Here is a 25,735-nt window from a genome sequence, read left to right as displayed (position 1 = left end):
TCTATGGCAGTGCAACGGAATGTGTTTCAGATATAGATTTTAGACTATAAGCTTTACCCTCAGAATCAAAATATTTAGTATAAGAATTGGTATATTCAGTGTTAACATCTTGTCTCAATTGTTTTTGTTTCTCTCTGTTTTCGGGTTTTATATCAGGAATTGCCGAAATTAATCTCTTCGTATATATATGCTGTGGATTTGTATATATATCTTTACTGGTCCCTTCTTCGACTAATTGTCCACGATACATGATTCCAATCCTGTCACACATATGCTGAATAATCCCTAAATCATGACTAATAAATAAATAGGTTAAATTAAACTCTTTCTGTATATCCTGCATAAAGTTTAGCACTTGGGCTTGAACGGACACATCAAGTGCCGAAACAGGTTCATCTGCAATAATTAATTTTGGTTTTAGCGTTAAAGCCCGTGCAATCCCAATACGTTGTCTTTGTCCGCCTGAAAACTCATGCGGGTATTTATAAATAGATTCCGGATTTAATCCCACCTTTTCTATGTAATACTGCACTTTTTGTCTCTCTTCAAGCGGTGATAGTTTTTCATAATTTCTTAACGGCTCAGCAACAATTTCCAATACCCGTTTTCTAGGATTTAAGGAGGAATAAGGGTCTTGAAAAATCATTTGAATATCTTGACGATATCGATGAAAGCTGCGGCGGCTTAGTTTCATTAAATCCTGGTCTTCAAAAAGGATTTCTCCTGAAGTTGCCTTAATTAGTCCAATCAAAGTCCGGCCTGTAGTCGTTTTACCACAGCCTGATTCTCCCACAAGCCCGTATGTTTCTCCTTGTTTTAATTCAAAGCTGATATCGTCCACAGCCTTTACATGACCAACTACTTTTTTGAAAAAGCCTCCACGTATTGGATAATATACTTTAAGTTTATTAACTTTAAGAAATGACATAATTAATGTCTCCCATGTTTTTTTCTGGAAAATGAAAGTTCTTGTAGCAGGTGCACCGTACAAAATGATTTGGTTCAACTTCTCGCAATACTGGATTTTCTTCATGATCATGCATTTCTATCCACCCAATCCGATCTTTAAATCGGCACCCATTTCTTGGCAATTTTTGCAATGGAGGAACAATACCTTTAATGACATGTAATCGTCCCTTGAATGTCGCGGAGGATGGAATAGAATTAAATAAAGATCTTGTGTAAGGATGTAAGGGCTTTCTAAATAAAGTATTTACATCTGCTATTTCTACAATTTCACCCGCGTACATGACCGCAACACGATCTGCCATTTCGGCAACCACCCCAAGATCATGAGTGATAAGAATAATACCTGCTTTCGTTTGCCTTTGCAGTTCTTTGAGTAAATCCATTATTTGAGCCTGAATCGTTACGTCTATCGCTGTTGTTGGTTCATCGGCAATCACCAATAATGGATCGCAGGCAATAGCAATAGCAATGACAATACGCTGCCGCATTCCGCCGGATAATTCATGTGGAAATTGTTTGTAGGTTCGTTCCGGATTGGGAATCCCAACTTTTTGCAATAGCTCTATTGCTTTCTTATGTCTTTCCAATCCGGATAAATTAGTGTGAAAGATCATGCTTTCTTCAATTTGTTTTCCACAAGTCATAAGTGGATTGAGGGCTGTTAAAGGATCCTGAAAAATCATTCCAATCTCTTTGCCGCGAATCTTATTCATTTCTGATGTTTTTAGAGACAACAGATTTTTCCCTTTAAAATTTACATTTCCTTCTTGCTTTGTTCGTTCCTTTGGGTGCAACCCCATGATGGACAAAGCTAATGCGCTTTTTCCACAGCCTGATTCTCCCACGATTGCCAAGACTTCATTTTCATTTACTATTAAGGATACATTATCTACAGCAGCAAAGTAACCGCTTTCAATTTGAAATGATGTCCGAAGATTCTGCACTTGTAATAGTGGATGATTTGCCAAAATTGAGACCTCCTAAACTATATCATTCTATAAAAATCCCTATCTTGAAATCACCATAATTTCAAGTAATAACATATTCTGTTTAATTTTGTATTTAGTAAAATTTTATTACGGAATTATTTCAATTGCAATACTTTTTAGAATATTGTTATTTTCCACTCGTATTAAAATAAAAAAAACCTGATACATCAGGCTGTTTTTCTACAATCTGAACCTGATACATCAGGCTATTTCTCTTATTCTATTCTATGAATTTTGAAGCAGGGATTGTAAAAGATTGTTTTGTAGAATAGTGATGACTTTCGTAATATTCTTCAACAATTTTATAACCTGCCGCATATCCCAGCAGTTTAGGTATCCTTCCTCCCCCATATAGGAGCTGGTCGTGAACCCTCTCATTTTTTTTACAATCCAGCTGATTATTTAAATACTTTTTCCATAATCCCTTTATTTCTTGATCAGAATATATGTGGCACCAATTTGCTGTGTAATTTTTTCCACAGTTTTTTAATACAGCATATTCGGCCAGCCCTTCAATAACGATAGAATCCAATAGGGTATATTGATTCATTTTTTTGTTTAGGTTACTAAGCCGGCAGACGTGGTGATATTCGTGTACAAATAAGGCTTCCAGTTCCTTCGGATCACTCAAATGGGAGAGAAATAGAAACATTTTATCCGGATAAGAAACACCTGATTTGTTCTTTTCCATCCGAAAGAAAAAACCTCCTGATTGGGCGATTGGAAAGAGAAAAATCGGAATATCCGGACCCGACCATTTTTTTTTGTATAGTTGAAACAGCCTCTCCACCTGTTTCCATACTTTTTCTTTTACCATTAAGTCAAAAACATATTTTGAACTTCTTAAGGGTCTATACATTCCAAAGCTGATTAATTGATTGTAGATTTCATTCGCCGTGTATCCCTTGAAATAAGGCAGCAATTTCTCGCAAATTTTAATCGGGCGGTCAAACTCCTCTTGAAGCCATTGATTTGTTCGTACGATTCCCATTCCCTCACTCCATTTTTCAAACTCCCTTTAAATATTTTATGAATCAGAAACGGATTGGTTCAAAGGAAAAAGAAAAGCGGAAGCGATTTGGTCAGCCTCAGGCATAGCACAAGACAAGCCGGCCGAAAGGTTGTTCTTTAACCTTTTGGACGGATTGGCTTGTGACCTCGAGGGGCTAGGAGCTGGACAATTCTCGAAGTCGAAATTCTTTCTTACATCAAAAAGGAAAAGACTAGGCAAATGCCTAGTCCTTATTAACATTATTCATACTTTTTAAATACAATGGTTGCATTGTGTCCGCCAAAACCAAGAGAGTTGCTCATTGCTGTTTTGATTTCTTTTGGACGTGCTTTATTAACAATATAATCCAAATCGCATTCCGGATCAGGAGTTTCATAATTAATCGTTGGAGGAAGAATGCTGTCCCTTATCGCTAATACTGAAAAGATCGCCTCTACTCCTCCAGCTGCTCCAAGTAGATGGCCTGTCATCGATTTGGTTGAACTCATTGCCAGTTTATAGGCATGCCCGCCAAACACTTCTTTAACCGCTAATGTTTCAAATTTATCATTATAACCTGTACTTGTACCGTGAGCGTTAATGTAATCAATTTCTTCCGGACTTAAGCCGCTATCATTTATCGCCATTTTCATTGCCCTGGCCCCGCCTTCACCGCCAGGAGCCGGCGCTGTAATATGGTAAGCATCCCCTGTTGCACCATATCCAATAATTTCAGCATAGATTTTCGCACCGCGGGCTAGGGCATGCTCTAATTCTTCAAGCACAATAATCCCTGCTCCTTCGCCAATAACAAACCCGTCGCGATTTTTATCAAATGGTCTGCTGGCTGTGTTTGGGTCCGGATTGGTGGAAAGTGCAGTATTCGCGCAGAAACCGGCAACAGACATTTTCGTAATTGGCGCTTCAGCACCGCCGGAAACCATAACATCCGCATCACCGCGCTGGATGACTTTAAAAGCATCCCCAATCGAGTTGGTACCTGTTGCACAGGCAGTTACCGAACAGTTATTAAACCCTCGTGCACCAAGTGTAATGGAAACTTGTCCTGTAGCCATATCAGGAATTAACATCGGTACGAAAAATGGGCTTACCCTTCTGTATCCTCTTTTTTGAAAAATTTCATATTGTTCTTCAAACGTTTCCATTCCGCCAATTCCTGAACCAATCCATACACCCACGCGATGGGAATTTTCCCCATCAATGGTTAAATTAGCATCTTTAACAGCCATCAATGCAGAAGCAACTGCATATTGGGTAAAACGGTCCATTTTCCTGGCATCTTTTTTTTCCATAAAGACTTCTGGATTAAAATCATTAATTTGAGCGGCTACTTTTGCCGGGTATTCATCGGCATTTACTCTTGTCAAAGGTCCGATACCTGATTTTCCATCTATTATATTTTTCCACGTAGTTTCAGCATCCAAGCCAAGTGGAGTTACCGCTCCGACACCTGTAACTACTACTCTGCGCATTTCCATGAATGACAACTCCTTTTCTATCTATCATTCCTAATTATTCCATTTTGTATGAATCGATAACTCTTTATACCTAATCATTTGTTGACATCGATCTATTTTTTACTTACCCCAGCGGATTGCAATGGCTCCCCATGTTAAACCTCCGCCAAAACCAACCATTACAATCAAATCATCATCTTTAATTTTTCCTGCTTCTAATTCTTCAACAATCGAAATTGGTATCGATGCTGCTGAAGTATTTCCATATTTATGGACAGTTTTTGACATTTTTTCAACCGGGAGCTCTAGTCTTTGCCTAGAAGCCTCCATTATACGAATATTCGCTTGATGTGGAATCAGAAGGTCCACGTCCTCGTTCGTTAATCCTGCCTTATTTAGCACATTTACACAGCTTTCACCCATTTGACGAACAGCAAATTTAAACACTTCGCGTCCGTTCATAATGATGTATTCATCTTGATAGAGATGTTTTGCACCTGTACCATCTGCTCCAAGTTCAAAAGCAAGGATTCCTCTATCACCGGAAACTGGTCCGATAACGGCAGCTCCAGCCCCGTCACCAAATAATACTGCTGTATTACGGTCGTTCCAATCAGTGATTTTCGAAAGTTTTTCTACTCCGACAACAAGGATATTCTTATAAACACCTGTTTCAATAAACTGTGATCCGGTTATAATTCCGTACATAAAGCCGGCACAAGCTGCACTGATATCCATTGCAGCTGCTTTTTTGGCTCCCAATCTTTCCTGAAGGAGGCAAGCGACTGATGGAAATGGCTGATCAGGTGTCACTGTGGCAACTAAAATTAAATCGATATCCAATGGCGTAATTCCTGCATTTTTAATGGCATTTTGTGCAGCTGCAAAAGCCATATCTGATGTATTAGTATTATCGTCGGCAATTCTACGTTCTTCAATACCAGTTCTGGTCCGAATCCATTCATCTGAAGTATCCATGATTTTTTCTAAATCGGCATTTGTTACGATCTTTTCTGGCAAATATCTGCCCATTCCAATTATACCGGCTTTCATTACAGCCATCTCCTTTTATGGGTATCCCCTTTTTCAATTTAATATCAATTATTATGACTTGGTACTAATTTTATCAAAAATAACCTGACTTCGGCAACTGGAAATTACATCTTCATCCTCCGCTATTGTCCATACCCTTTATTTCCTTAATCATATCCTAGATATTAACAAACATTAAAGGGGATTTTTTCTTATGAACGAATACCTTCAGGAAGATGTTAGGGAACAAGGAAATTTGTTTGATGATTTCATGTTTGGCTCTGGCCGTAAGGGAGGGCCGGAACCAATTCAACCGCAGAATACAAATAATAATCCAAACTATCTTGATTATGGTGAATTAATCGTCCATCTTGATACTTTAGTAGAATCTGCAAGAAATTTAAAACCACTTTTTGATAACGTTTATCCTTTTATAGAACAAATCTGGAAAAAGAAATAAGCTGCCTTTTGTTTGGCAGCTTATTTTTCATTGTTATTCCATTTCCTTCTTTGCCTCTTCCCAGCCGAGCTCATAGGCCTCTTGCATCACCTTTGTAAAAAGGTTCATAAAAGGCTGAATTAAGTCCATAGATAATTCTACTCCTGCATTATCCAGCTGATCTTTTGCCTCTGGTAAGTATTTCATCGCAATCTGCATAAATTGTAAAGATTTATCCTGATTAATCATATGTATCTCCTTCCTGCGGTAATTTTCTAGTTTGTTTATTTATTTATATCCTTGTTCATCTTTTGCCCCTTCTTTATAATAAACATCCATATTAAATTTGAAAAGATAAATTTCCTATAAATCCTTTATTTGTAAACCCCGTTTTTTAAAAAAGGTTTAGAGAATATTAGAAAATAACCGTTGAATATGCTCAACCTGTTTTGTAAATGATTCCTCTATAGGTGTAACCTTTTTAACGGGAATCCTTACTATTGGCCGATTCCTTATCATTTCTCCCGGAAGTTCTGCTTTACGTTGTTTCCCATTTAATTGCAAATATTCAGCACATAACTGCCAATAATCCTTTTTACCACTTTCGAATAAATAACTGCCAGGCTTCTTGCTTTCAATTATTTCCAACATTGTTTCAATGGCATCATCTATAAAAAGAGCATCTGACTTATCTTCTCTCACCCCTTGAATTCGAACATCTCTATTCAAAGAGGTTAAGATTCTCCTTTGAAAGAGAAAGGTTTCCGGCTGCCACGGTCCATAAAGAGTGGGTAAATAAAATAATTGTACTTCTTCAACGGGCAAATTCATTTTTGTTAAAAAGTCATTTAAGATAGTTAAAGTTTTGGGAAATTTAGACCTGGTGACCAATTGGCTGGGCAAGAGTAAAATGATTAAATCTGTTCTTTCCTTTTCATTCAGAATTTGTAAAATGAGCTTTGTTACGGAGTCGTTTTCCAATAGATTTTCTTTATGAAGCATATAGATATCATAAAGTGAAAAGATAACATTCGATTTTTCCTTCGGCAGGTCATTTCGTTCTGCCCAATCGGTTAATAAACTCTCATTAAAATTTGCATTTCTGCCCACTTCAAATCTTTTCTCATCCAAATAAGGCTCATTCCGATCCTTTTCTAAAATAATCCCATTCACTTCTACCCCGTTATTCAGCAATGCTTTACAAAAATGGAAGTTCACAAAATCAAATACATTAAAAATGACTGCCTTGTCCATAAAAATCTTCCTCCCTAAAATTACCTTATTGAATCCTATGCAGATTCTAAGGAATTATTTCATTTAGGGAGGCGATGTTTAAAGGAATATTTCATATCGCTTGAAAAACTTAATAAACATATTTCCCAGCTGTTGTTTTTTTTCTGGAACAACGAAACTGGGACTAATTTCCGTTTTGCTGACAATTTGCTGGATTAGCTTTGATTGATGGTAGGATCTTCCTCCACACATGACATGAATGATTTTTACGGGTATGCCAAAGTCAAGATTAATCGCTCCATCAGAAAGAAGAAGTTCACTTTCAAGAATTTTTTGGTCCTTTTTATAGGCTGCTTCTAATTCCTTCATCCATTTTTTATAAAAAAATTTATGTTCTTTCTCTTGCTCAAGGTGGTGTTTTAAAGAAAGAATCGGATTTAAAAGGGCCACGGATCTGAGCTGACCTTTCATTTTCTCCATTAACTTTATTGCCACTAGGGCCCCCATGCCTTCTGCTAAAATATGAATCTTGTCATTCAATATTTCGTGGCGAATCACATATTGATATAATCTTTCTGCGAGTTCTGCCGCTTCATCACTGCCCCAATTTCGGCCATACAGATTTGAGGAAAAAATGGTATACCCAGATTCTTTTAATTGGTTGATAATTGTCAGTTTTCCTTCATTCTGAATCCAGAAGCTTTTGCTTTCATCCACAAAATGCCGTTCATCACCGATTACTAATATCCCAAAGCCTGTAGGTCTTTCAGGGTAATGGATGATATTCCATTCGGTATCCAACTGAAAATTCCGGTTCTCCATTGTTATATCCCCTTTTACATAATCCCTCACCATATTGTATGTCTCTTCACAATAGATGAAAGGGGGTTTGCCCAATTTGCAAAACATTCAGCGAATATTTTTAACCTATACGGAAAAAGCGAAAATAGCGTTTATTAATTTAATATGCTATGGTAATATTAAACGAGATGAATAATATTTCGAGGTGAATTTTGTGCGATATTTTTGGACTTTTTTCTGGGCATTTCTATTAATTGAAATGGTAACGTACGTTGTTAGTTCCATGACTGGAGCTGTGTTTAATTTTCAACTTGGTGCAATCATAGCTGTAGTCGTAACGATTATCGTTTATGCTGCCTCCGCAATTATTCCGAATGAACCAGCTCATAAACATTAACAAATATTAAAGGTCATCCTTTTTTAAGGGATGACCTTTTCTTAATTTATTCAACGGAAATTTCTAATTCTCCTTTTTCGACAGTTATGATTACTTTTGAATGATCGTGTACTTTCCCCGCAATGATTTCTCTCGCAAGCTTTGTCTCAATATTTCTTTGGATATACCTCTTTAAGGGTCTTGCACCATAAATTGGATCAAAACCATTTTCAGCAATAAATTCTCTTGCCTCATCACTTACGGAAATTTCAATATGTTGATCTTTCAAACGATTCTCAAGTTCTTTCATCATTTTTACTACTATTGTTTTGATTTCAGCCATGGATAATGGTTTAAATAGGATGGTTTCATCAATTCTATTTAAAAACTCAGGTCGAAAATGATTTCTTAATTGATTAAATATCTTCTCTCTTGTTGTATCACTTATTTCAATTTCATTTCCACTGCCCTCAAGTAAATACTGTGAGCCGAGATTAGATGTCATGATTATAACCGTATTTTTAAAATCCACGGTTCTTCCTTGCGAGTCGGTAATGCGACCGTCGTCTAGGGCTTGTAATAATATATTAAATACTTCCGGATGCGCCTTTTCCATTTCATCCAGGAGAATAACCGAATAGGGTCGTCTTCTTACGGCTTCTGTCAATTGTCCGCCTTCTTCATATCCAACATAGCCCGGGGGAGCCCCAATTAACCGAGAGACCGAAAACTTCTCCATATATTCGGACATATCAATACGAATCATTTGCTCTTCGCTGTCAAAGAGAGCCTCGGCCAAAGCTTTAGCCAATTCGGTTTTTCCGACACCTGTAGGTCCCAAAAAAAGGAAGGAACCAATTGGCCGGTTTGGATCTTTAATCCCTGCCCGAGCCCTGAGAACCGCATCTGACACCAATTGTACAGCCTCATCCTGCCCGATTACCCGTTCATGCAATATGCTTTCAAGTTTTAATAATTTTTCTCTTTCGCCTTCTACAAGCTTTGATAATGGGATTCCTGTCCATCTTGAAACAATATTTGAAATCTCTTCCCCCGTTACCTCTTCCCTTAAAAGCTTATCATTCTTTTCAGCGGCTGTTTCCAATTCCTTTAGTTCTTTTTCCGCTGACGGAATCAGCCCATGGCGTAATTCTGCTGCCCTGTTTAAATCATAGCGGTCTTCAGCCTGCTGAAGTTCACGGCGAAGTTTTTCAATTTGCTCTCGCTTCTCTTGAAGCCTTTGAATGCTTTTCTTTTCAAGAACCCATTTTGCCTTCATCGCACCCGCTTGTTCTTTTAGTTCCGCCAGTTCTTTTAAAAGCATTTCCAGCCTATGCTTGCTTGCTTCATCTTGTTCCTTTCTTAAAGCTGCCTCTTCAATCTCTAATTGCATGACCCTTCGCGTAACCTCATCTAATTCAGTCGGCATCGAATCGATCTCTGTTCGAATCATTGCGCAGGCCTCGTCCACCAAATCAATCGCCTTATCCGGTAAAAAACGATCGGTTATATACCGGTCCGATAACGTAGCTGCGGCAACAAGTGCTTGATCATGGATTTTCACACCATGATGAACCTCAAAACGTTCTTTTAATCCTCTTAATATCGATATGGTATCTTCTACATCAGGCTCCTGAACAAGAACCTGTTGAAATCTTCTTTCAAGCGCAGGATCCTTTTCAATATATTTTCGATGCTCATCCAGTGTGGTCGCTCCGATACAATGGAGCTCTCCTCGTGCTAGCATTGGTTTAAGCATATTGCCAGCATCCATTGCTCCTTCCGTTTTTCCTGCACCGACAATAGTATGGATTTCGTCAATAAACAAAAGAATTTGTCCTTCGCTTTTTTTCACTTCATTTAGGACAGCCTTTAGCCTCTCTTCAAATTCCCCCCTAAATTTGGCCCCGGCAATCAGTGCGCTCATATCTAAAGAAAAAATGGTTTTGTCTTTTAGGCCTTCCGGAACATCCTTTCTTACAATTCTTTGTGCCAGCCCTTCAACGATGGCTGTTTTCCCTACTCCAGGCTCACCAATCAGCACCGGGTTATTCTTTGTCTTCCTTGATAAAATTCGGATTACATTACGAATCTCTGTGTCCCTGCCAATGACAGGGTCTATTTTCCCCGCTTTTACTTCAGCTACTAAGTCTCTCCCATATTTTTTTAAGGCATCATACCCAGCCTCAGGATTTTGTGAAGTCACTCTTTGGTTCCCCCTAATTTCTCTTATTGCCTTCATTATGTCTTCAGGTGTTATACCATACATTTTTAAAATCTTATTAAAGATTGTTTTTTTCGAATAGGCAGCAGCAAGCAATATATGTTCAACAGATAAAAATTCATCTGAAAATTTTGCAGCAGATTCTTCTGCCTCAGCCAATAACCTCTGCAGCGGTGCGGTAATATAAAGCTTCCCTTGTTCTGCACCACTCCCGGTAACCTGTGGTTTTTTTGCCAATTCTGCTTCAAATTTTTCTTCCACTTCGCTAGCTGACAATCCAATTCTTTCAATAATAGAAACAGCCAGACTATCTTCTTGGTTCATCAGGGCTAAAAATAAATGGGATTCATCCACCTCTTGATGATGATGTTTTACGGCTATTGTTTGTGCATGAAGAAAACCTTTTTGCAAACGTTCTGTCATTTGGTTTAAGTCCATACTCTCACCTCATTTGACCTTTTTTGACCTTTGTTTATATTATATCCTATTTATAAAAAAAGACAAAACAGAATCAATAGAAAAGTCATCCTTAGAGGATGACTTTTTCACGTGTTTATGGTTTCCTTTGATATGTCCAATGACGGTTGTCGTTAGATGTTTCAGGGAATGCATCTCCGGCTTTCAGCTTAATCTTTTTAGGATTTACCACATTATCTCCTGTTTCGCCTATCTCAATATATACCCCATTGTTTGGCGCCTTTTGTCCTGATTTAAAATGGCGATTTTGTCCCATCCGAATCCCTCCTTATCAAGTACGGTATTATTATTTCCAAATGTAACGCAACCATTATAGGAAGTTCTTTCATATCGACACTATTTTTCCACAAAATTACTTTAAGGAAAAAACAAATAGAATAGTTTTAATTTATACATCACATAATATGGATGGACTTTTTCAATATTTACCATTCATTTTTAAAAAAAGAAAGGGGCCTGCTTATGTTCTTGCGGCACAAAGGAAAATGGTTCAATAAACAATTACAGTACCAATCAAAACAACTGCAAGTCCCTGGACAACACGACCAGCTTTCGGCTGATTTGGATGATAACTTACATATTCTTAATTCCATGTATCAAGATTGCTTTGATGTGGTTTTCAAAACGTTTTTAATTGGCGGCCAGACAAAGGCCGTTCTTATTTATATAGATGGATTATCGAATATTGAAGAAATCGATGATCATGTACTCAGTCCATTAATGGAAGAAACAGATGGAAGAGTTTTAGTTCACGGGAAATGTTAGAGAAAAAATTACATATTTCAAAGGCGAAAGAAGTCAAAACATTTGTTGAGTGTATAGAAAATCTCTCTACTGGAGACCCTCTCCTTTTAATTCACCAGAATGATTGGGGACTCGCCATGGGGTTATGCAAATATGAAAAACGTTCGATTGAAGAACCACAGGCCGAGAGTGTTGTACGAGGACCTCGGGAAGGATTTGTGGAAACCTTGGTTATAAATACTTCCTTGCTTAGACGAAAAATCAAAAGCCCTGCCCTCAAAATGAAGGCAATGAAAATTGGCCGATATACGGATACCAGTATTGTAATTACTTATATCAAAGGACTTGTGGATCAATCCCTTCTTGAAGAAGTTGAAAGCCGCTTGCGGCGGATTAAAATAGACAGTGTGTTGGAAAGTGGGTATATTGAGGAACTGATTGAAGACAATACCTATTCTCCCTTTCCGCAACTTATCAATACCGAACGTCCTGATGTAGCTGCTGCTAATCTCTTAGAGGGGCGTGTTGTAATTTTAGTCGACGGAACTCCCTTTGCCTTAATTGCTCCAATTACCTTTTTTTCCTTACTTCAGTCACCTGAAGATTATTACCAGCGTTACATGATTAGTTCAGTCATCCGTATCCTTCGTTTTGTGTTTATGGTCTTTTCACTTGTCTTGCCTTCTCTCTATGTTGCTCTGCTTACCTATCATCAAGAGATGGTGCCAACGAATTTGTTAATTAGTGCGGCCTCCTCAAGAGAAACTGTTCCCTTTCCAGCGCTAGTGGAAGCATTAATTATGGAGGTAACCTTTGAAGCATTGAGAGAAGCAGGTGTAAGGCTTCCAAAACAGGTTGGAGCGGCAATAAGTATTGTTGGTGCTTTAGTTATCGGTCAAGCCGCTGTTCAAGCCGGACTGATTTCTGCTCCAATGATTATTGTTGTAGCGATTACAGGTATTGCCTCCTTTATGGTTCCTCACTATTCGCAAGGGATTTCGCTAAGGATGCTGCGCTTTCCAATCATGCTGCTTGCCGGCTCACTAGGACTTTTAGGGATTATGCTTGGTGTAATTACAATCGTTATCCATCTATGTACATTGCGTTCTTTTGGGATGCCCTATCTTTCACCAATCGCTCCTCTGAAAGGCCGTTAATTAAAAGATGCCTTTATTCGTGCTCCATGGTGGAAAATGAATACCCGGCCACATTTAACTGGCGAATTCAACCCGAATCGAGAGTCATCCGGACAAAAGCCAGGGCCAGAGAATGGAAACGAATAGCGATTAAAAGGATGTGATCAAAAAATGATTCCCTTACTAAATCGCCACAACAGAAAAATATGCATCATATTTCTCTCTCTATTCACCAGCTTCCTCCTTACCGGCTGCTGGGACAGAAAGGAAGTAAATGATATGGCCCTGGTGTTAGGCGCCGCCATTGACAAAGAAAAAGGAGAAAATATCAAACTTACTTTGCAAATATTGATTCCTCGGGCTGTAAGCGCTGGATTGCAGGGTGGTGGAGGCGGCGGCGGTCCCGTGGTATTGACAAGATCAGCGGTTGGCGAAAATATGGCTGATGCAGCATCTAAGCTTCAGACAAAATTTCCACGCAGAATCTTCTGGGGACATTGTAAAATCTATATTATTGGAAAAAAACTCGCGAAATCAGGAGAAGTTCATAAACAAATTGACTTTTTACTTCGCCATCCTGAACCTCGGGAGCGTGCTTATTTATTTGTCAGTGAAGGCGAGGCAAATAAAATTCTGGATTTAGAACCACCGTTAGAGAGGTATCAGGGAGATGTGCTCCGAAAACTAACCGAAATGCATATTGGCGTGAATATTACAGTGAAAGATTTTGAACAGATGTTAATCGGTGATGCAGGTACAGCCGTTCTTCCTTTGATTAATAAGCTTCCTCCATCACTAGGGCAAAAAAAAGATGAGACGATTGCATTTATGATTGGTACCGCTATTTTTAAAAAAGATAAAATGGTTGGTCAAATTGATGCTAAAGCTACAAGAGGTATATTGTGGTTACGGAATGAAATCGAAGTAACCGCGGTTACTGTAAGCCCGAAAAAAGGAGAAACGATTACCTTAGATCCCATTCGAGAAACAAGCAAACTCCTCCCTTCCATTTATAAAGGAAAATGGAAAGTTTTATTGCAAGTTACATCGGAAGGAACAATTGTTCAAAATGGAAGCAACCTTGATGTGATGAGCCCCAGCATTACGAAGGAGATTGAAAAAGAATTAGAAAAAGACATCAAAAAACGAATTGATCTGTCGATAAAAGAAGTGAAGCAAGGGATGAATTTGGATGTGTTTGGTTTCGCCGATGCGTTTCACCGCAAATACCCTAAAGAGTGGGAAAAAGTTAAAGACCGCTGGGATGAAGTCTTACCAAAGGTGAACGTGAAAATCGATATTAAAACACGAATACGCCGCCCTGGTTTGTCTACTACACCGGCAGGCTTTAAGGAAGAAGAGGTAGAAAAGAAATGAAATGGGTATCAATTGTAGGAATAACAGTATGCGTGGCTATTATGGCGTTATTCGAGTGGCCAAAAATGAAAAAAAATCAGAAAAAGGAGAAAGCTGCTTTTGTGACTTTAACTGCAGCGGGATGGCTGCTCGCCACCATCCTTCTCTTCTTTCCTGATATGCCGGCCCTACTCAAATAATCGACAAGCTTTTTAAACCGCTTGGTAAAATGCTTGAGAAATAGGAGAAAAAATAAAATGGAAAAAGGGAAAATCTCCGCATTTCAAATGGCTGTAATCATGTATCCCGCCATCCTTGCTACATCCATTCTTACAGTTCCTTCTATTACAGCTCCATATGCAAAGCAGGATCTCTGGATTTCGCCTTTATGGGCCTGTCCAATCGGGATATTGCTTGTGCTTGTTCTCCTGAAGTTGAACAAACTTTTTCCAGGATATAATATCATTCAATATAGCGAGCAGATTATGGGACGTTTTATCGGGAAAATACTCGGGATTATCTTTTTATTTCTTTTCTTTTACAATAGCAGCTTTGTTCTGCGTGAGTATACAGAGTTCATCATTACCACAGCTCTTCCTAAAACCCCGATCATTGTAGTGATATCATGTATGACGTTAGTCAGTGCGTATTCTGTAATGGGTGGTGTAGAAGTGCTGGCCCGTGCTGCATTAGTTTTTCTGCCATTGTTTACTATTCCATTGATGATAATGGCAGTGATGCTTTTGCCTGACTTCAAACCACTAAACATACTGCCTATTTTGGGAAATGGCATTTTACCGTCTTTAAAAGGAGCTTTTTTTCTCGTGACCTGGTTTAGCGATTTTTTTACCTTTCCTTCTTACTGCCTTTTCTGAAAGATCATGAAAAAGGAGGAAAATGGGCGATAATTTCTGTCATTGGCATCACGTTGACCATGGTGGTTACTAGTATTGCAACTCTCTTTGTTCTTGGCGAGGTGACGCGGATAGAATTATACCCTGTAATGAGCATTGTCAGGTATGTTAATCTTGCAAATTTTGTTGAGCATGTTGAAGCAATTGTGATGGCAATTTGGATTTCAGGTATATTTGTTAAGTTTTCACTTTATTATTATACACTTGTCCTTGGGACAGCACAGTGGCTAGGTTTATCTGAGTATAGGGCGCTAGTCCTTCCAATCGGATTTCTTCAAGTTGTAGGTAGCATCTGGGTAGCTCAAAGTGTTCAACAAATGGGGCATTTTTTTGCCACAACCGGAGCTTTTTTTACTCCCTTGATTGAAATCATGAATCCGCTTTTTCTATTAATTGTTGCTCTTTTACAAAAAAAATTTAAAAATAAAAACCCTAAGCCCAGAAGCGTCGGATAATTGTTATTGAATATCATGCAGTAAGACAAGCTGTTCAAACGGTTTTGCCAGTAAAAAGAAGGAGAATGAGAATGATTGAAAAAGGGAAAATTTCTGCATTACAAATGTCACTTATGATTGTTCCAACAATCATAGCCACAGTTGTTCTCATTGTTCCGGCGATTACTGGAAAGTACGCAGAAAGGGATATGTGGATCTCACCCATTTTGGCTTCCTTGAATGGGTTTTTTACCGTTCTTATCGTCTATAAGTTACACAAGTGTTATCCAAACGAAACCTTTATTCAATATAGTAAACATATTATCGGCCGTCTTCCGGGGAAAGTTCTTGGGTTGGCTTATTTGTTCTTCTTATTGCATCTATGCGGTATTATTTGCAGGGAGTATGCTGATTTTGTAATTGTTTCCTTTCTCCCTAGAACTCCGATGATTGTAATCGCTGGCAGCTTAATTCTTGTTTGCGCTTTTGCTGTTAGAGGTGGTGTGGAAGTATTGGGAAGAGCAGCCCAATTGCTGGTTCCTCTGTTTTTGCTTCCTCCTTTGCTATACTTTTTGCTTATACCTGACTTTAAATTAGAAAATATATTTCCAATCGCAGGGCATGGCATGATTCCCCCTATACTGGGAGCCATTGTACCACAAGCTTGGTTTAGTGAAATTTCCCTTATTTCCGTTCTGCTCCCTTTTGTAAAAGATCTTGAAAAAGGGAGGAAATTTGGAATGATCACCGTATTATTTACCATGTCTATTTTGGTTTTCACTAATATTGTTAACATTTTTTTGTTTGGAGGAACTGTTAGCAGCTTTAACTACCCAGTGTTTACGGCATTCCGATTCATCAGCATTGGTGATTTTTTTGAACATTTAGAGTCAATCGTGATTGCTCTATGGGTGTTAGGCGCTTTCATTAAAGTGGCCGTGTTTTATTATGTCCTTGTTATTGGAACTGCCCAATGGCTGAATCTGTCAGACTTTCGTCCCATTGTGTTTCCACTTGGTTTTTTTATCACGATATTCAGTATATGGGTTACTGCCAATGGTCAAGAAATGGGTCATTTTTTGGAAACGATTTATCCTTTTTATGGAACCATTGGTTTTACGTTCATCCCATTACTTCTATTGATTTTCAACCTTTTTCGGAAAAAGTTGAAAAATAGATAAAAAGAGGGCTCTGCCCTCTTTTTATCTATTTTTGATCAGAAAATCGGCAATTTTGCTTATGGAGGTTTTATCATGAATTGGAAGAAGTAAAATCCCTTCTTGTTTACCCAAAATGGTTTTAATTTCTTCATTCCAGTATAAAATCATTTTTACATTTTTTACTATTTCTAAAAGTGATAAATCAGCTTTTTCTCTAAGAATCAAAAGCTTTGGATAATTCTTTTGCTTATGCCCTTCAATTAAAATGTAATCGGGCTGAAAGGGTTCTAATATTTTTATTTGGTCATCAAGTTCCATGCTGTAATCTTCTGCCTGTAAAAGCAGCCTTCCCCCACCCTCAACAAGAGATGCCGCTGCTCCTGCAGAAATATGTCTTGCGGAATCCTTTTGACTGATTACACTCGGTTTTCCACCATGGCCATGGTGCTTTAGCGTAACCGTTCTAACCCCCTGTTTGGTTAACTCTTCAATAATCTTTAAGATTACTGTTGTCTTTCCACTATTTTGAAAGCCAACCACTTGAAAAATATTGGGTCTTACCAAGGCCACACACTTCCAGTTTGATCTTCCAGTAAAAGGATCTCCACAATATTCCCTGACTCAAAACCTCTCGTACCGCCTGGTAATACCATTAATGCATTAGCACCTGCAAGACTTGTCACAATATTTGACTTATCCGTGCCGCTCGGTGATACAGTCAGCCTACCTTCACTAATTTGTACAGTACTTCGTACAAATCGGGTAAATGGATTGGGTTTAGGAAAATTAGCAAGAAGTTCAGCCTGTTCTTTTCTTAAATGCGGCCAGTCGGAAAACAGCATCTTACGAATAATGGGCCGTGTAAATAATTCAAACCCTACATAACAAGCGGAAGGATTTCCCGAGAGACCAAATAGAATTTTATCTTGGAGCTTAGCAACGGTTGTCACACTTCCAGGTCTCATTGCCACCTTATTAAATAAAACCTCTGCCCCCAATTTTTGGTAGATACCCGGAAGATAATCAAAATCTCCGACCGAAACTCCCCCTGTTGTGATAAGCAGGTCGACATCTTCCAAGGCATTTTTTACCGCATCGAAGCAGGTATCAAAATCATCCGGCAGCTTGCCAAAATAATGACTAATTCCGCCAGCCCTTTCAATTTGGGCAGCAATCATATACGAATTGCTGTTGCGAATTTTTCCTGGTTCTAAAGGTTCGTTCACCTCTAAAAGCTCCGTTCCTGTAGCAAACAACCCGATAATAGGCCTCTTTGCAACCGGAACCTCACTATAGCCAAATGTGGCGAGGATCGCTTGAACTCCGGGATTGATGTATGTACCTTTTTTCACCATGATTTCTCCCACTTTTGTATCTTCACCACGAAAAGAGACATTATCTCCCTTATTAAAGCTCCGCTTAATGGACATATATGATTTACCATTTTTATCGTAGTTATTTGTCAGTTCAAGCATTACTACACAGTCAGCTCCATTAGGCATCATCGCCCCTGTCATAATTCTGACGGCTTGAAATTCGTTAACCGTCTTCCTTGATACCTGACCTGCTCCAATATGATCGATTACTTCAAACTCAACTGATTGTTCGAGGGAGGCATTCTTTGTGTCAATTGAACGCACAGCAAATCCATCATATGGGGATCTGTCAAAGTGGGGGACATCATTCTTGGCAATAATATTCTCAGCTAAAACACGTCCATAACTCGCTTCAATGGATACGTATTCAACCGCACCTGTCAATTGAAATTCCATTATTTTTTTTACCGCTTCTCCTACTGGAATCGGGTTTCTTCTTTCTAACAATTGAATCAGCTCCTGCCTTTATACAGTCATTTATAATAAGACTATCGAAACTATATGAACATCGCAACTATCACATTGCTGTCATGTTCCTATTTTTATCATAAATATCATATGAATTGTGTGATTTAAGTCACCTTGTTTTTTCTCAGATTGAATTATGCTTATGACATGAAAGAAATTTCTAACGAACTAAGGAGGAAATTGTTATGACCTTTTCATTTACTTCAAATACATTGGTGAAAGATATTGTAAACAAGATCCCAAAAACAAGTGATATCTTCAAAAAGAATCGAATTGATTTTTGCTGCGGCGGTAATATTCCATTATCTCAAGCCGCTGAACAAAACCATTTGAATTTGGAGATGTTAATCGAAGAATTAAAGTATGTCTATGAAAAAAGTGAACCGGTTGATACCAATTTGGAAGTATGGACGGATTCTGATTCCAATACGATGATCGATCACATTATTACCCGCTACCACCGTGTTACGGAAGAAGAATTAACACAGCTTAGTCCTTATGTGACAAAGGTATCACGAGTTCACGGCGATAACCATCCAGAGCTATTAAAAGTTAATGAACTTTTCTATGAATTAAAGAAAGAATTGATAGAACACATGGCAAAAGAAGAGGAAATTGTTTTCCCTTTAATTAGACAGCTTGTAGACAATACTGTATCAAATCGTGAAGAGGCAATTGCGATGATTGTCGAGCTTGAAAAAGAGCATGACCATGCCGGAGAAATTTTAAGACAAATCCGTGCGGTAACATCTGATTTCGAACTCCCACTAGATGCCTGCGGCACGTATCATTTAGTTTATAAGCGATTAGAAGGACTCGAAGGATTAACCTTCATGCATGTACACCTTGAAAATAACATTTTATTCCCAAGATATATAGATTAAAAAAACAACCTGCTTCGATTGAAGCAGGTTGTTTTTTACCCCCCAATATAGGACATTTCAATTTTCTTTCGATTCTTATTGGATTCTGCCATTCTTTCATCAGAGTAGCGGTCTTCGCGGCCATTCCAAATTTCAGTAATCCGGTTTGTGAGTTCTTCGTCCGTTGCCCCATTTCTCATGATATTACGAAGATCATGGCCGTTTCCATTAAATAGGCAGGTAAATAATTGTCCATTTGCAGACAAGCGCGCCCGGGTACAGCTTGAACAGAATGACTCTGATACAGAAGAAATAAATCCTACATTTACATTCGTATCTTTATAACGGTAAAGTTTCGCCACTTCGCCAAAATAAGCGGGATTCACTGGCTCGAGTTCATATTGGTCTTTCAACATTTCGTAAATCTGCTTTTTCGTAATAACATCATCCATCTTCCAGCCATTTGTCGAACCAACATCCATAAATTCAATAAACCTGAGCTCCAGACCATTATTCTTACAGAAATCGGCCATCGGAATGATTTCCGAATCATTCAGACCTTTTTTCACTACCATATTGATTTTCACGCCTAAGCCAGCCTGTTTTGCTGCTTCAATTCCCTCTAAAACAAGTTTCGTTCCAATCTTGCGGCCGTTTATTTTTCCAAACAAATCATCATTGAGGCTGTCAAGGCTGACGTTCACCCGTTTAAGACCGGCTTGTTTTAGTTTTTCAGCAAATTTCTTTAGCATGACACCGTTTGTTGTTAGTCCAATATCTTTTAGACCTTCAATATCGGACAGTTTGCTTACAAGAACTGGCAAATCCCTTCTTAATAGGGGTTCTCCGCCGGTTAAACGAATCTTTTCAACTCCCAATTGTACAAAAATCTTAGCCAGCCGCTCAATTTCTTCATAGGTTAGTAAAGCTCTTTTCGGTAAAAAGACAAAATCCGGTCCAAATTGATCGGCCGGCATACAATATTGACAGCGAAAATTACAGCGATCGATAACAGAAATACGTAAATCATGTAAGGGACGATTCAATTTATCTTTAATAATGGTATTTTCCATTCTTATCAACTCCATTATTTTTAAAAACATCAAATGAATTAAAGTTTTATGAAATTCATTATTAAACACCAGGTAACTTACTCATAATCATAACAGAAGATGGATGAGGTACAAACGATTGTTTTTGGAAAATCCACCGTACAAGCAATTCAAATTTTGTAAAAAATATAAACAGTTTTCACTATATTGTCATTGTTTACTTTTCTTTTTTGCAAAAACCTGAGTTAAAATATTTATAACAATACAAAATGACCTAGTAAAAAACATCTGGTTTTTTAACTATTGATGAGGTGAAACCTGAATGATGACAAAAATGAAACCGACTCATTCATTAGAAATAAAAGAATTGCTTAAATTCGCTGACCGGAAATTTAGAAGTGAAAGAGGAGCGTTTTTATTCCAAGAAGGAATGGCAGCCGAAGAGCTCTATATTATCCTTTCCGGCAAAATCCAAATCAGTAAAATTACCTCAGATGGCCGGGAGCTTTCCTTAAGAATCTGTGGGGAAAATGATATTTGTGGTGAATTGACCCTATTCACTGATAATTCCAAATATTTACTCAGTGCCAAAGTTCTGGAAGAAGGAGAAATTGTCGCCATCAAAAAAGATGTGCTTGAAAACGAAATTTTCCATGACAGCAAACTTGCTTTTGAATTCATGAAATGGATGAGTGATCATTTCCGCAAAACGCAAACCAAATTTCGTGACCTTGTTTTAATTGGCAAACGCGGCGCGCTTTTTTCAACACTAATTCGTATGTCTAATAGCTATGGTATTCATAAAGAAAATGAAATATTAATTGATTTACCTCTTACAAATCAGGAGCTTGCGAATTTCTGCGGAACCTCCCGTGAGAGTACAAACCGGATTTTAAGCGAATTAAAGAAGGACAATATTATTTCAGTTAAAAAAGGCAAAATTTCAATTTTAGATCTTCAATATTTAAAGGATGAAATTGGCTGTGAAAATTGTCCGGCTGTTTATTGTAATATCGAATAAAATGGGGAAGCAATCAGATACCGATTGCTTCCTTAATTTTTATTGCGTCTGCTTTCCCCTTTATGCTTTTGGTATATACACGCAGAATGGTTCGCTTTCAAGATAATCTCCGGTCATCGCATATGCTCTGGATCTTGACCCACCGCATACATATCTGAATTCACAAACACCGCATTTCCCTTTAAAGGAATCGGGATCCCGTAATGACTTGAAAATTGGGGACTCACGGTAAATTTCCGCAAGCGGGTTCTCACGGACATTTCCTGCTTTTACAGGCAAAAGACCGCTAGGATAGACGTCTCCAATATGAGAAATGAACACAAAGCCATTTCCATCATTCACGCCTTTTGGCGCCCTTCCAAGGCCATCAATCGATCCTGTTAACCCTTTTTCCGTTAAAGCATTTAAATAATCGATTTCATCGGTGCTAACTTTTGCCTCGCGCATTTTTTGCTGGATGACCACCCGGCGGTAATGCATCGCTTCCGTTGTTTTAATATCAAAGGAAACTCGTTTACTTAAATCATATAACCATCTAAGGACTTTTTCATGTTCGACTGGAGAAATCATGTCAGTATCCTGGCCTCTTCCAGTCGGTACAAGGAAGAAAACACTCCAAAGCACACAATTTAAATCTTCGACCATTTTGGCCATTTCATCAAGATATTCCACATTATATCTTGAAATCACTGTATTGATTTGAATCGGAATTTCTAATTCATGTAAATATTTAATTTTTTCCATCGTCAGATCAAATGATCCGGCCGTTCCGCGAAAATGATCATGAATTTCGGCATTCGGACCGTCAATACTAAACGCCCAGCGGGAAAGACCTACTTCCTTCGCCTTTTGAATTGCTTCTTTGGTCACCTTTGGTGTCGCACTTGGAGTCATTGAAACACGTACGCCTTTTTCAACTGCATATTTTGCAATATCAAAAATATCTTCCCGCATCAGCGGGTCTCCCCCTGTGAAAACAAGGAGAGGGTTATTCATTTCATATATTTGATCAATTAGATGTTTGCCTTCTTCAAAGGTTAGTTCGCGCGGGTCTCTTGTATATTGTGCATCTGCACGGCAATGCAGACACTTTAATTGACAAGCACGTGTTAGCTCCCAAATCACAATAAATGGATCTTTATTAAAATCTCGGCTAAAAGACATGATGATACGCCTCCTACATCAGCTTTTCAATGCAAACAGCTTTAATAACTGTATTATAAAGTTGTTTATAGTTGAAAAATGTGAAGTACCTCACTTAAAAAGCAGGAGTTTATGTCAGTTTTGTGAAGTCAAAAAAACAGCAAGAGTTAGACTCTGCTGTTTGAGAAGTTCATTTCTAGCGGATCCCTAAGGCAATTTTTGCATATCGGGACATCATGTCTTTATTCCACGGCGGATTCCAAACGATATTGACTTCGACATCTTTGATTTCCGGAATATCTGCTAATGATCTTTTTACTTGATCGACAATCGTTCCGGCAAGCGGGCAACCCATTGAAGTTAATGTCATCGTAATATCGACTTTGCCTTCATCATCCATTTCCAAATTGTAAACTAAACCTAAATTCACAATGTCCACACCTAATTCGGGATCGACAACAAGCTCCAGGGCTCCCATTATATTTTCTTTTAATTCTTCATTCATAAAAATCACTCCTGTCAAACATTTTTACTTTACAAGTATTTTGCAAACCAATCAACAGTAGCTAATAACCCATCCCTACTAACCTTATGCCCTGCATGCTCATCTAAAATAAATGCGAGTCTTTCAGGATTTTGATGATAAAGCGGCTTAATTTTTTGATAAAATTGATAAGTTAAGGAGTAAGGAACGATCGGGTCTTTTTTTCCATGCCAAAACAAAAGCGGCCTTTGTTCCAGTTTTTCAGGATTCCTGCTTAAATCATAGTCCCTAAGAATCGTGAGTTGGTTAGTAATTTCTTCCTCTGTAAAAGGAACTTTCATTCCCCTGTTTTTCAGCTGATCAAGCTGCCAAAGTGAAAATTCCTCATATTCTGGCATTCCCATTAAGCTGACTGCCGCTTTAATCCAAGGGTATTGGGTAATAGCACCTAATGTTACGATTCCCCCCATGGATGTACCGACAAGCCCGATTCTTTTTGGATCAGCCAACCCTGTCTTTTCGAAATGCTCTTTTATTACATTTAATTCTGTAATAGTTTTAATGACAATGTTCCAAAATTGGGCAGTTAATTCTTCCTCAACTATACCTTGCCCCCGTTCGCCATGGTTTAAAGCATCTGGCAAAATCACACGAAAGCCCTTATCTGCTAATAAATAGGCATAATGCAGGTTATGCTCCTTGGCACTTGTAATACCATGAATAAAAATAACCGTCGGCAGTGTATCATGATGTTTATCTTTTTTAACTACTTCTAATGCAGGTATATCCTTAATGTATTTCCTTTCGATGATAACCACGATTATATCCTCCTGAAGCCACACATTAGTATATCGATAATTTACATTATATGATGTGAATTTTTTTACAGGTTAGGTATAAAATTGTTAACATAGTAATAATTAAAGTTTTAATACAGTTTTACATTGTATTAAAAGAAAATCACAAATGTAGTGTAACATCTTAACATATATTTTCCTAAAATAAAGACTTATACAAAGAAAAGCGGAAGCGCCTTGTTCAGCCCCAACAAGTGCTGAAGGTCCGGATGATGAAGTCGTTCTTTGACTTCATCGGCCGGACCGAAGCAACCTAGGAAAAAAGCAGTTCATTTTTTCCCTCGAGGGGCTAGGCGCTCGAGCTGGAAATTTATTTAAGATGAAAATTTTATACCATCTTACCCAATAAAAGAGAAGGGGTCTATATCATATGGCAGAAAGACACTTAATAGCTTTAGATTTAGATGGAACATTATTAAAAGATGACAAAACGATCTCTTTAAAAACGAAGGGTATTTTGAAAAAGGCCCAAGAGGCGGGACATATCGTCATGATTGCAACGGGAAGACCGTACCGCTCCAGTGAAATATATTATCGTGAATTGGAATTGGATACTCCTATTGTTAACTTTAACGGAGCATTTACACATCATCCACGAAATCCAGACTGGGGATTTTTCCATGAGCCATTAGATGTTAAGGTGGCGAAAGATATTGTTGAAGCCTGCAGATCTTTTCAGTTCCATAATATCATTGCAGAAGTGATGGATGATGTTTATTTTCACTACCACGATGAAAAGCTTCTCGATATTTTTGGAATGGGGAAACCAAAAATAACAACCGGTGATTTAAGTAACTTTTTACAGGATTCCCCAACTAGTTTATTGATTCACACTGAAGAAGATGAATTAAAACAAATTCGTCAGCATTTAGCTGAAATCCATGCTGAAGTAATTGATCAACGCAGTTGGGCAGCACCATGGCATGTCATTGAAATTATTAAAACCGGTTTAAACAAAGCAGTTGGTCTGAAAAAAGCAGCTGATTCTTTCAACATTCCAGCAGAACGAGTTATTGCCTTCGGGGATGAAGATAACGACCTGGAAATGATTGAATATGCCGGACACGGAATTGCCATGGGAAATGCCATTGATCAGCTAAAAAATATTGCAAATGATGTAACCCTTACAAATGAAGATGATGGAGTCGGAGTATATATCGCCGATTTATTAAATTTAAAATAGTTCTTTTTTCGCCATAGTTTACCTAAATGAAAACATCAATTCGGAGCATACTAATTTCTGAGGCAGCACCTGCTGTTTCAAGCGAAGCTCAAACATTGGAGGGATTCGAATGGGTAAACGAAACAAATCAAAACGCTTTGTCCAGCAAGGAAAAGATTCGGTTTCTAAACATGCCGAACGTATCCCCTTTCACATGACATATGCTGAAGCGGAAGCTCAGAAAATGTCCAATGTGCATGACTCCTCGCTTGGAGGAATATAAAAATGAGTAACCAATTATTCCAAGAAGCACGAAGATTTGTGGAGACGGCAAAGTCTGCCAGCCCTGCTGAACGTGATTCTGCTGTGGAGAAAGCCAAAAATGCATTAAGTTCTGCATTTGCCAATTCCACATTTGCCGAACAACGTCAGCTCCAACAAATGCAAAATGAGCTTGAGCAAGTAAATAGCTAATGTAAAAAGCAAAAGCGCGTTTAGGCGCTTTTGCTTTTTATTTTAAGTAAGGCTATTTTCGCATAGATTGTTGTTTTTCGTA

The 25,735-nt window shown here is 38.3% G+C and carries 28 protein-coding genes and 1 pseudogene; 13 read left to right on the top strand and 16 right to left on the bottom strand.

Translation table 11 applies throughout. From position 1 onward, the window contains the following. Window position 1: 1 nt before the first annotated feature. From BIV60_RS26605 to BIV60_RS26585, 5 genes are all read right to left on the bottom strand, one after another. Complete coding sequence (locus tag BIV60_RS26605) at window positions 2–928, bottom strand: ABC transporter ATP-binding protein (protein WP_071358669.1); 927 nt, start codon at window positions 926–928, stop codon at window positions 2–4. After that, a complete protein-coding gene (locus BIV60_RS26600; protein WP_071358668.1) occupies window positions 915–1,937 on the bottom strand; it encodes an ABC transporter ATP-binding protein in 1,023 nt (340 codons plus the stop codon). Before BIV60_RS26600 ends, BIV60_RS26605 begins: the two co-directional genes overlap by 14 nt. 241 nt (window positions 1,938–2,178) lie before the next feature. Next, window positions 2,179–2,949, bottom strand: a complete 771-nt coding sequence (locus BIV60_RS26595) for a DUF2268 domain-containing putative Zn-dependent protease (RefSeq protein WP_071358667.1) — start codon at window positions 2,947–2,949, stop codon at window positions 2,179–2,181. 260 nt (window positions 2,950–3,209) lie between these two features. Then, a complete protein-coding gene (gene fabF / locus BIV60_RS26590) occupies window positions 3,210–4,448 on the bottom strand; it encodes a beta-ketoacyl-ACP synthase II (protein ID WP_071358666.1) in 1,239 nt (412 codons plus the stop codon). Window positions 4,449–4,547: 99 nt separating this feature from the next. Next, window positions 4,548–5,480 (bottom strand): beta-ketoacyl-ACP synthase III, encoded by a 933-nt coding sequence (locus BIV60_RS26585; protein ID WP_071358665.1) that lies wholly within the window; start codon window positions 5,478–5,480, stop codon window positions 4,548–4,550. A 193-nt stretch (window positions 5,481–5,673) separates the two neighbouring features. On the opposite strand from BIV60_RS26585, the gene BIV60_RS26580 reads away from it, so the two are divergent. After that, on the top strand, window positions 5,674–5,919 hold the full coding sequence (locus BIV60_RS26580) for a hypothetical protein (protein WP_071358664.1): 246 nt from the start codon (window positions 5,674–5,676) through the stop codon (window positions 5,917–5,919). A gap of 33 nt (window positions 5,920–5,952) precedes the next feature. Here the strand turns inward: BIV60_RS26580 and BIV60_RS26575 are convergent, their stop codons facing one another. From BIV60_RS26575 to BIV60_RS26565, 3 genes are all read right to left on the bottom strand, one after another. Continuing rightward, complete coding sequence (locus BIV60_RS26575) at window positions 5,953–6,144, bottom strand: ComZ family protein (RefSeq protein WP_218145961.1); 192 nt, start codon at window positions 6,142–6,144, stop codon at window positions 5,953–5,955. 159 nt (window positions 6,145–6,303) lie between these two features. Next, window positions 6,304–7,152: a hypothetical protein gene (locus tag BIV60_RS26570; protein ID WP_071358662.1), complete on the bottom strand. Its 849-nt coding sequence runs from the start codon at window positions 7,150–7,152 to the stop codon at window positions 6,304–6,306. 78 nt (window positions 7,153–7,230) lie between these two features. Further along, a complete protein-coding gene (locus tag BIV60_RS26565; protein ID WP_071358661.1) occupies window positions 7,231–7,953 on the bottom strand; it encodes a lipase family protein in 723 nt (240 codons plus the stop codon). 193 nt (window positions 7,954–8,146) lie between these two features. Between BIV60_RS26565 and BIV60_RS26560 the strand changes: the two genes are divergently transcribed. Then, complete coding sequence (locus tag BIV60_RS26560) at window positions 8,147–8,329, top strand: YjzD family protein (RefSeq protein ID WP_071358660.1); 183 nt, start codon at window positions 8,147–8,149, stop codon at window positions 8,327–8,329. Window positions 8,330–8,375: 46 nt separating this feature from the next. Here BIV60_RS26560 and clpB read toward each other — a convergent pair whose 3' ends face one another. Continuing rightward, window positions 8,376–10,970 carry an ATP-dependent chaperone ClpB gene (gene clpB / locus BIV60_RS26555; protein ID WP_071358659.1) on the bottom strand — a complete coding sequence of 865 codons (2,595 nt, stop codon included), beginning with the start codon at window positions 10,968–10,970 and terminating at the stop codon, window positions 8,376–8,378. Window positions 10,971–11,085: 115 nt separating this feature from the next. After that, window positions 11,086–11,265: a YjzC family protein gene (locus BIV60_RS26550; RefSeq protein WP_071358658.1), complete on the bottom strand. Its 180-nt coding sequence runs from the start codon at window positions 11,263–11,265 to the stop codon at window positions 11,086–11,088. A 206-nt stretch (window positions 11,266–11,471) separates the two neighbouring features. Between BIV60_RS26550 and BIV60_RS26545 the strand changes: the two are divergent. From BIV60_RS26545 to BIV60_RS26525, 6 genes and pseudogenes are all read left to right on the top strand, one after another. Beyond that, window positions 11,472–13,036 (top strand): annotated as a pseudogene (locus BIV60_RS26545) (spore germination protein). A 24-nt stretch (window positions 13,037–13,060) separates the two neighbouring features. Continuing rightward, complete coding sequence (locus BIV60_RS26540; protein ID WP_071358657.1) at window positions 13,061–14,266, top strand: Ger(x)C family spore germination protein; 1,206 nt, start codon at window positions 13,061–13,063, stop codon at window positions 14,264–14,266. After that, window positions 14,263–14,445, top strand: a complete 183-nt coding sequence (locus BIV60_RS26535; protein WP_371261597.1) for a hypothetical protein — start codon at window positions 14,263–14,265, stop codon at window positions 14,443–14,445. Before BIV60_RS26540 ends, BIV60_RS26535 begins: the two co-directional genes overlap by 4 nt. 57 nt (window positions 14,446–14,502) lie before the next feature. Then, the gene (locus tag BIV60_RS28925; RefSeq protein ID WP_083402479.1) at window positions 14,503–15,120 is read left to right on the top strand and encodes a GerAB/ArcD/ProY family transporter; all 618 of its coding nucleotides are present in this window, start codon (window positions 14,503–14,505) and stop codon (window positions 15,118–15,120) included. Beyond that, complete coding sequence (locus tag BIV60_RS28920; RefSeq protein WP_083402478.1) at window positions 15,108–15,614, top strand: GerAB/ArcD/ProY family transporter; 507 nt, start codon at window positions 15,108–15,110, stop codon at window positions 15,612–15,614. Before BIV60_RS28925 ends, BIV60_RS28920 begins: the two co-directional genes overlap by 13 nt. A 71-nt stretch (window positions 15,615–15,685) precedes the next feature. Beyond that, on the top strand, window positions 15,686–16,774 hold the full coding sequence (locus BIV60_RS26525) for a GerAB/ArcD/ProY family transporter (RefSeq protein ID WP_083402477.1): 1,089 nt from the start codon (window positions 15,686–15,688) through the stop codon (window positions 16,772–16,774). Window positions 16,775–16,795: 21 nt separating this feature from the next. On the opposite strand, the gene mobB is transcribed toward BIV60_RS26525, so the two are convergent. After that, on the bottom strand, window positions 16,796–17,323 hold the full coding sequence (gene mobB / locus BIV60_RS26520; protein WP_083402476.1) for a molybdopterin-guanine dinucleotide biosynthesis protein B: 528 nt from the start codon (window positions 17,321–17,323) through the stop codon (window positions 16,796–16,798). Continuing rightward, window positions 17,311–18,576: a molybdopterin molybdotransferase MoeA gene (locus BIV60_RS26515; protein WP_071358655.1), complete on the bottom strand. Its 1,266-nt coding sequence runs from the start codon at window positions 18,574–18,576 to the stop codon at window positions 17,311–17,313. The genes mobB and BIV60_RS26515 overlap by 13 nt, the downstream gene beginning before the upstream one ends. A 206-nt stretch (window positions 18,577–18,782) precedes the next feature. On the opposite strand from BIV60_RS26515, the gene ric reads away from it, so the two are divergent. Continuing rightward, complete coding sequence (gene ric / locus BIV60_RS26510; RefSeq protein ID WP_071358654.1) at window positions 18,783–19,481, top strand: iron-sulfur cluster repair di-iron protein; 699 nt, start codon at window positions 18,783–18,785, stop codon at window positions 19,479–19,481. Between the two features lie 35 nt (window positions 19,482–19,516). On the opposite strand, the gene moaA is transcribed toward ric, so the two are convergent. After that, window positions 19,517–20,533, bottom strand: coding sequence for a GTP 3',8-cyclase MoaA (gene moaA, locus BIV60_RS26505; RefSeq protein WP_071358653.1), 1,017 nt, complete (start codon window positions 20,531–20,533; stop codon window positions 19,517–19,519). Window positions 20,534–20,834: 301 nt separating this feature from the next. Here moaA and BIV60_RS26500 point away from each other — a divergent pair, with 301 nt between their 5' ends. Next, the gene (locus BIV60_RS26500; protein ID WP_071358652.1) at window positions 20,835–21,533 is read left to right on the top strand and encodes a Crp/Fnr family transcriptional regulator; all 699 of its coding nucleotides are present in this window, start codon (window positions 20,835–20,837) and stop codon (window positions 21,531–21,533) included. A 60-nt stretch (window positions 21,534–21,593) separates the two neighbouring features. Here the strand turns inward: BIV60_RS26500 and BIV60_RS26495 are convergent, their stop codons facing one another. From BIV60_RS26495 to BIV60_RS26485, 3 genes are all read right to left on the bottom strand, one after another. Beyond that, window positions 21,594–22,697, bottom strand: coding sequence for a TIGR04053 family radical SAM/SPASM domain-containing protein (locus BIV60_RS26495; protein ID WP_071358651.1), 1,104 nt, complete (start codon window positions 22,695–22,697; stop codon window positions 21,594–21,596). 175 nt (window positions 22,698–22,872) lie between these two features. Continuing rightward, window positions 22,873–23,181, bottom strand: a complete 309-nt coding sequence (locus tag BIV60_RS26490; RefSeq protein WP_071358650.1) for a metal-sulfur cluster assembly factor — start codon at window positions 23,179–23,181, stop codon at window positions 22,873–22,875. A 29-nt stretch (window positions 23,182–23,210) separates the two neighbouring features. Then, entirely contained in the window at window positions 23,211–23,978 is a 768-nt protein-coding gene (locus BIV60_RS26485; protein WP_071358649.1) for an alpha/beta fold hydrolase, read from the bottom strand. Window positions 23,979–24,387: 409 nt separating this feature from the next. Here BIV60_RS26485 and BIV60_RS26480 point away from each other — a divergent pair, with 409 nt between their 5' ends. From BIV60_RS26480 to BIV60_RS26475, 3 genes are all read left to right on the top strand, one after another. Beyond that, window positions 24,388–25,200 (top strand): Cof-type HAD-IIB family hydrolase, encoded by an 813-nt coding sequence (locus BIV60_RS26480; protein WP_071358648.1) that lies wholly within the window; start codon window positions 24,388–24,390, stop codon window positions 25,198–25,200. A gap of 109 nt (window positions 25,201–25,309) precedes the next feature. Further along, entirely contained in the window at window positions 25,310–25,462 is a 153-nt protein-coding gene (locus BIV60_RS29945) for a hypothetical protein (RefSeq protein WP_177177405.1), read from the top strand. A gap of 2 nt (window positions 25,463–25,464) precedes the next feature. Continuing rightward, window positions 25,465–25,653, top strand: coding sequence for a DUF3813 domain-containing protein (locus BIV60_RS26475; RefSeq protein WP_071358647.1), 189 nt, complete (start codon window positions 25,465–25,467; stop codon window positions 25,651–25,653). The last annotated feature ends 82 nt before the right edge of the window (window positions 25,654–25,735 follow it).

Origin of the sequence: Bacillus sp. MUM 116 (genome assembly GCF_001866655.1) — a bacterium.
GTDB lineage: Bacteria > Bacillota > Bacilli > Bacillales > Cytobacillaceae > Neobacillus.
This window is presented reverse-complemented; position numbering and strand designations above follow the sequence as displayed.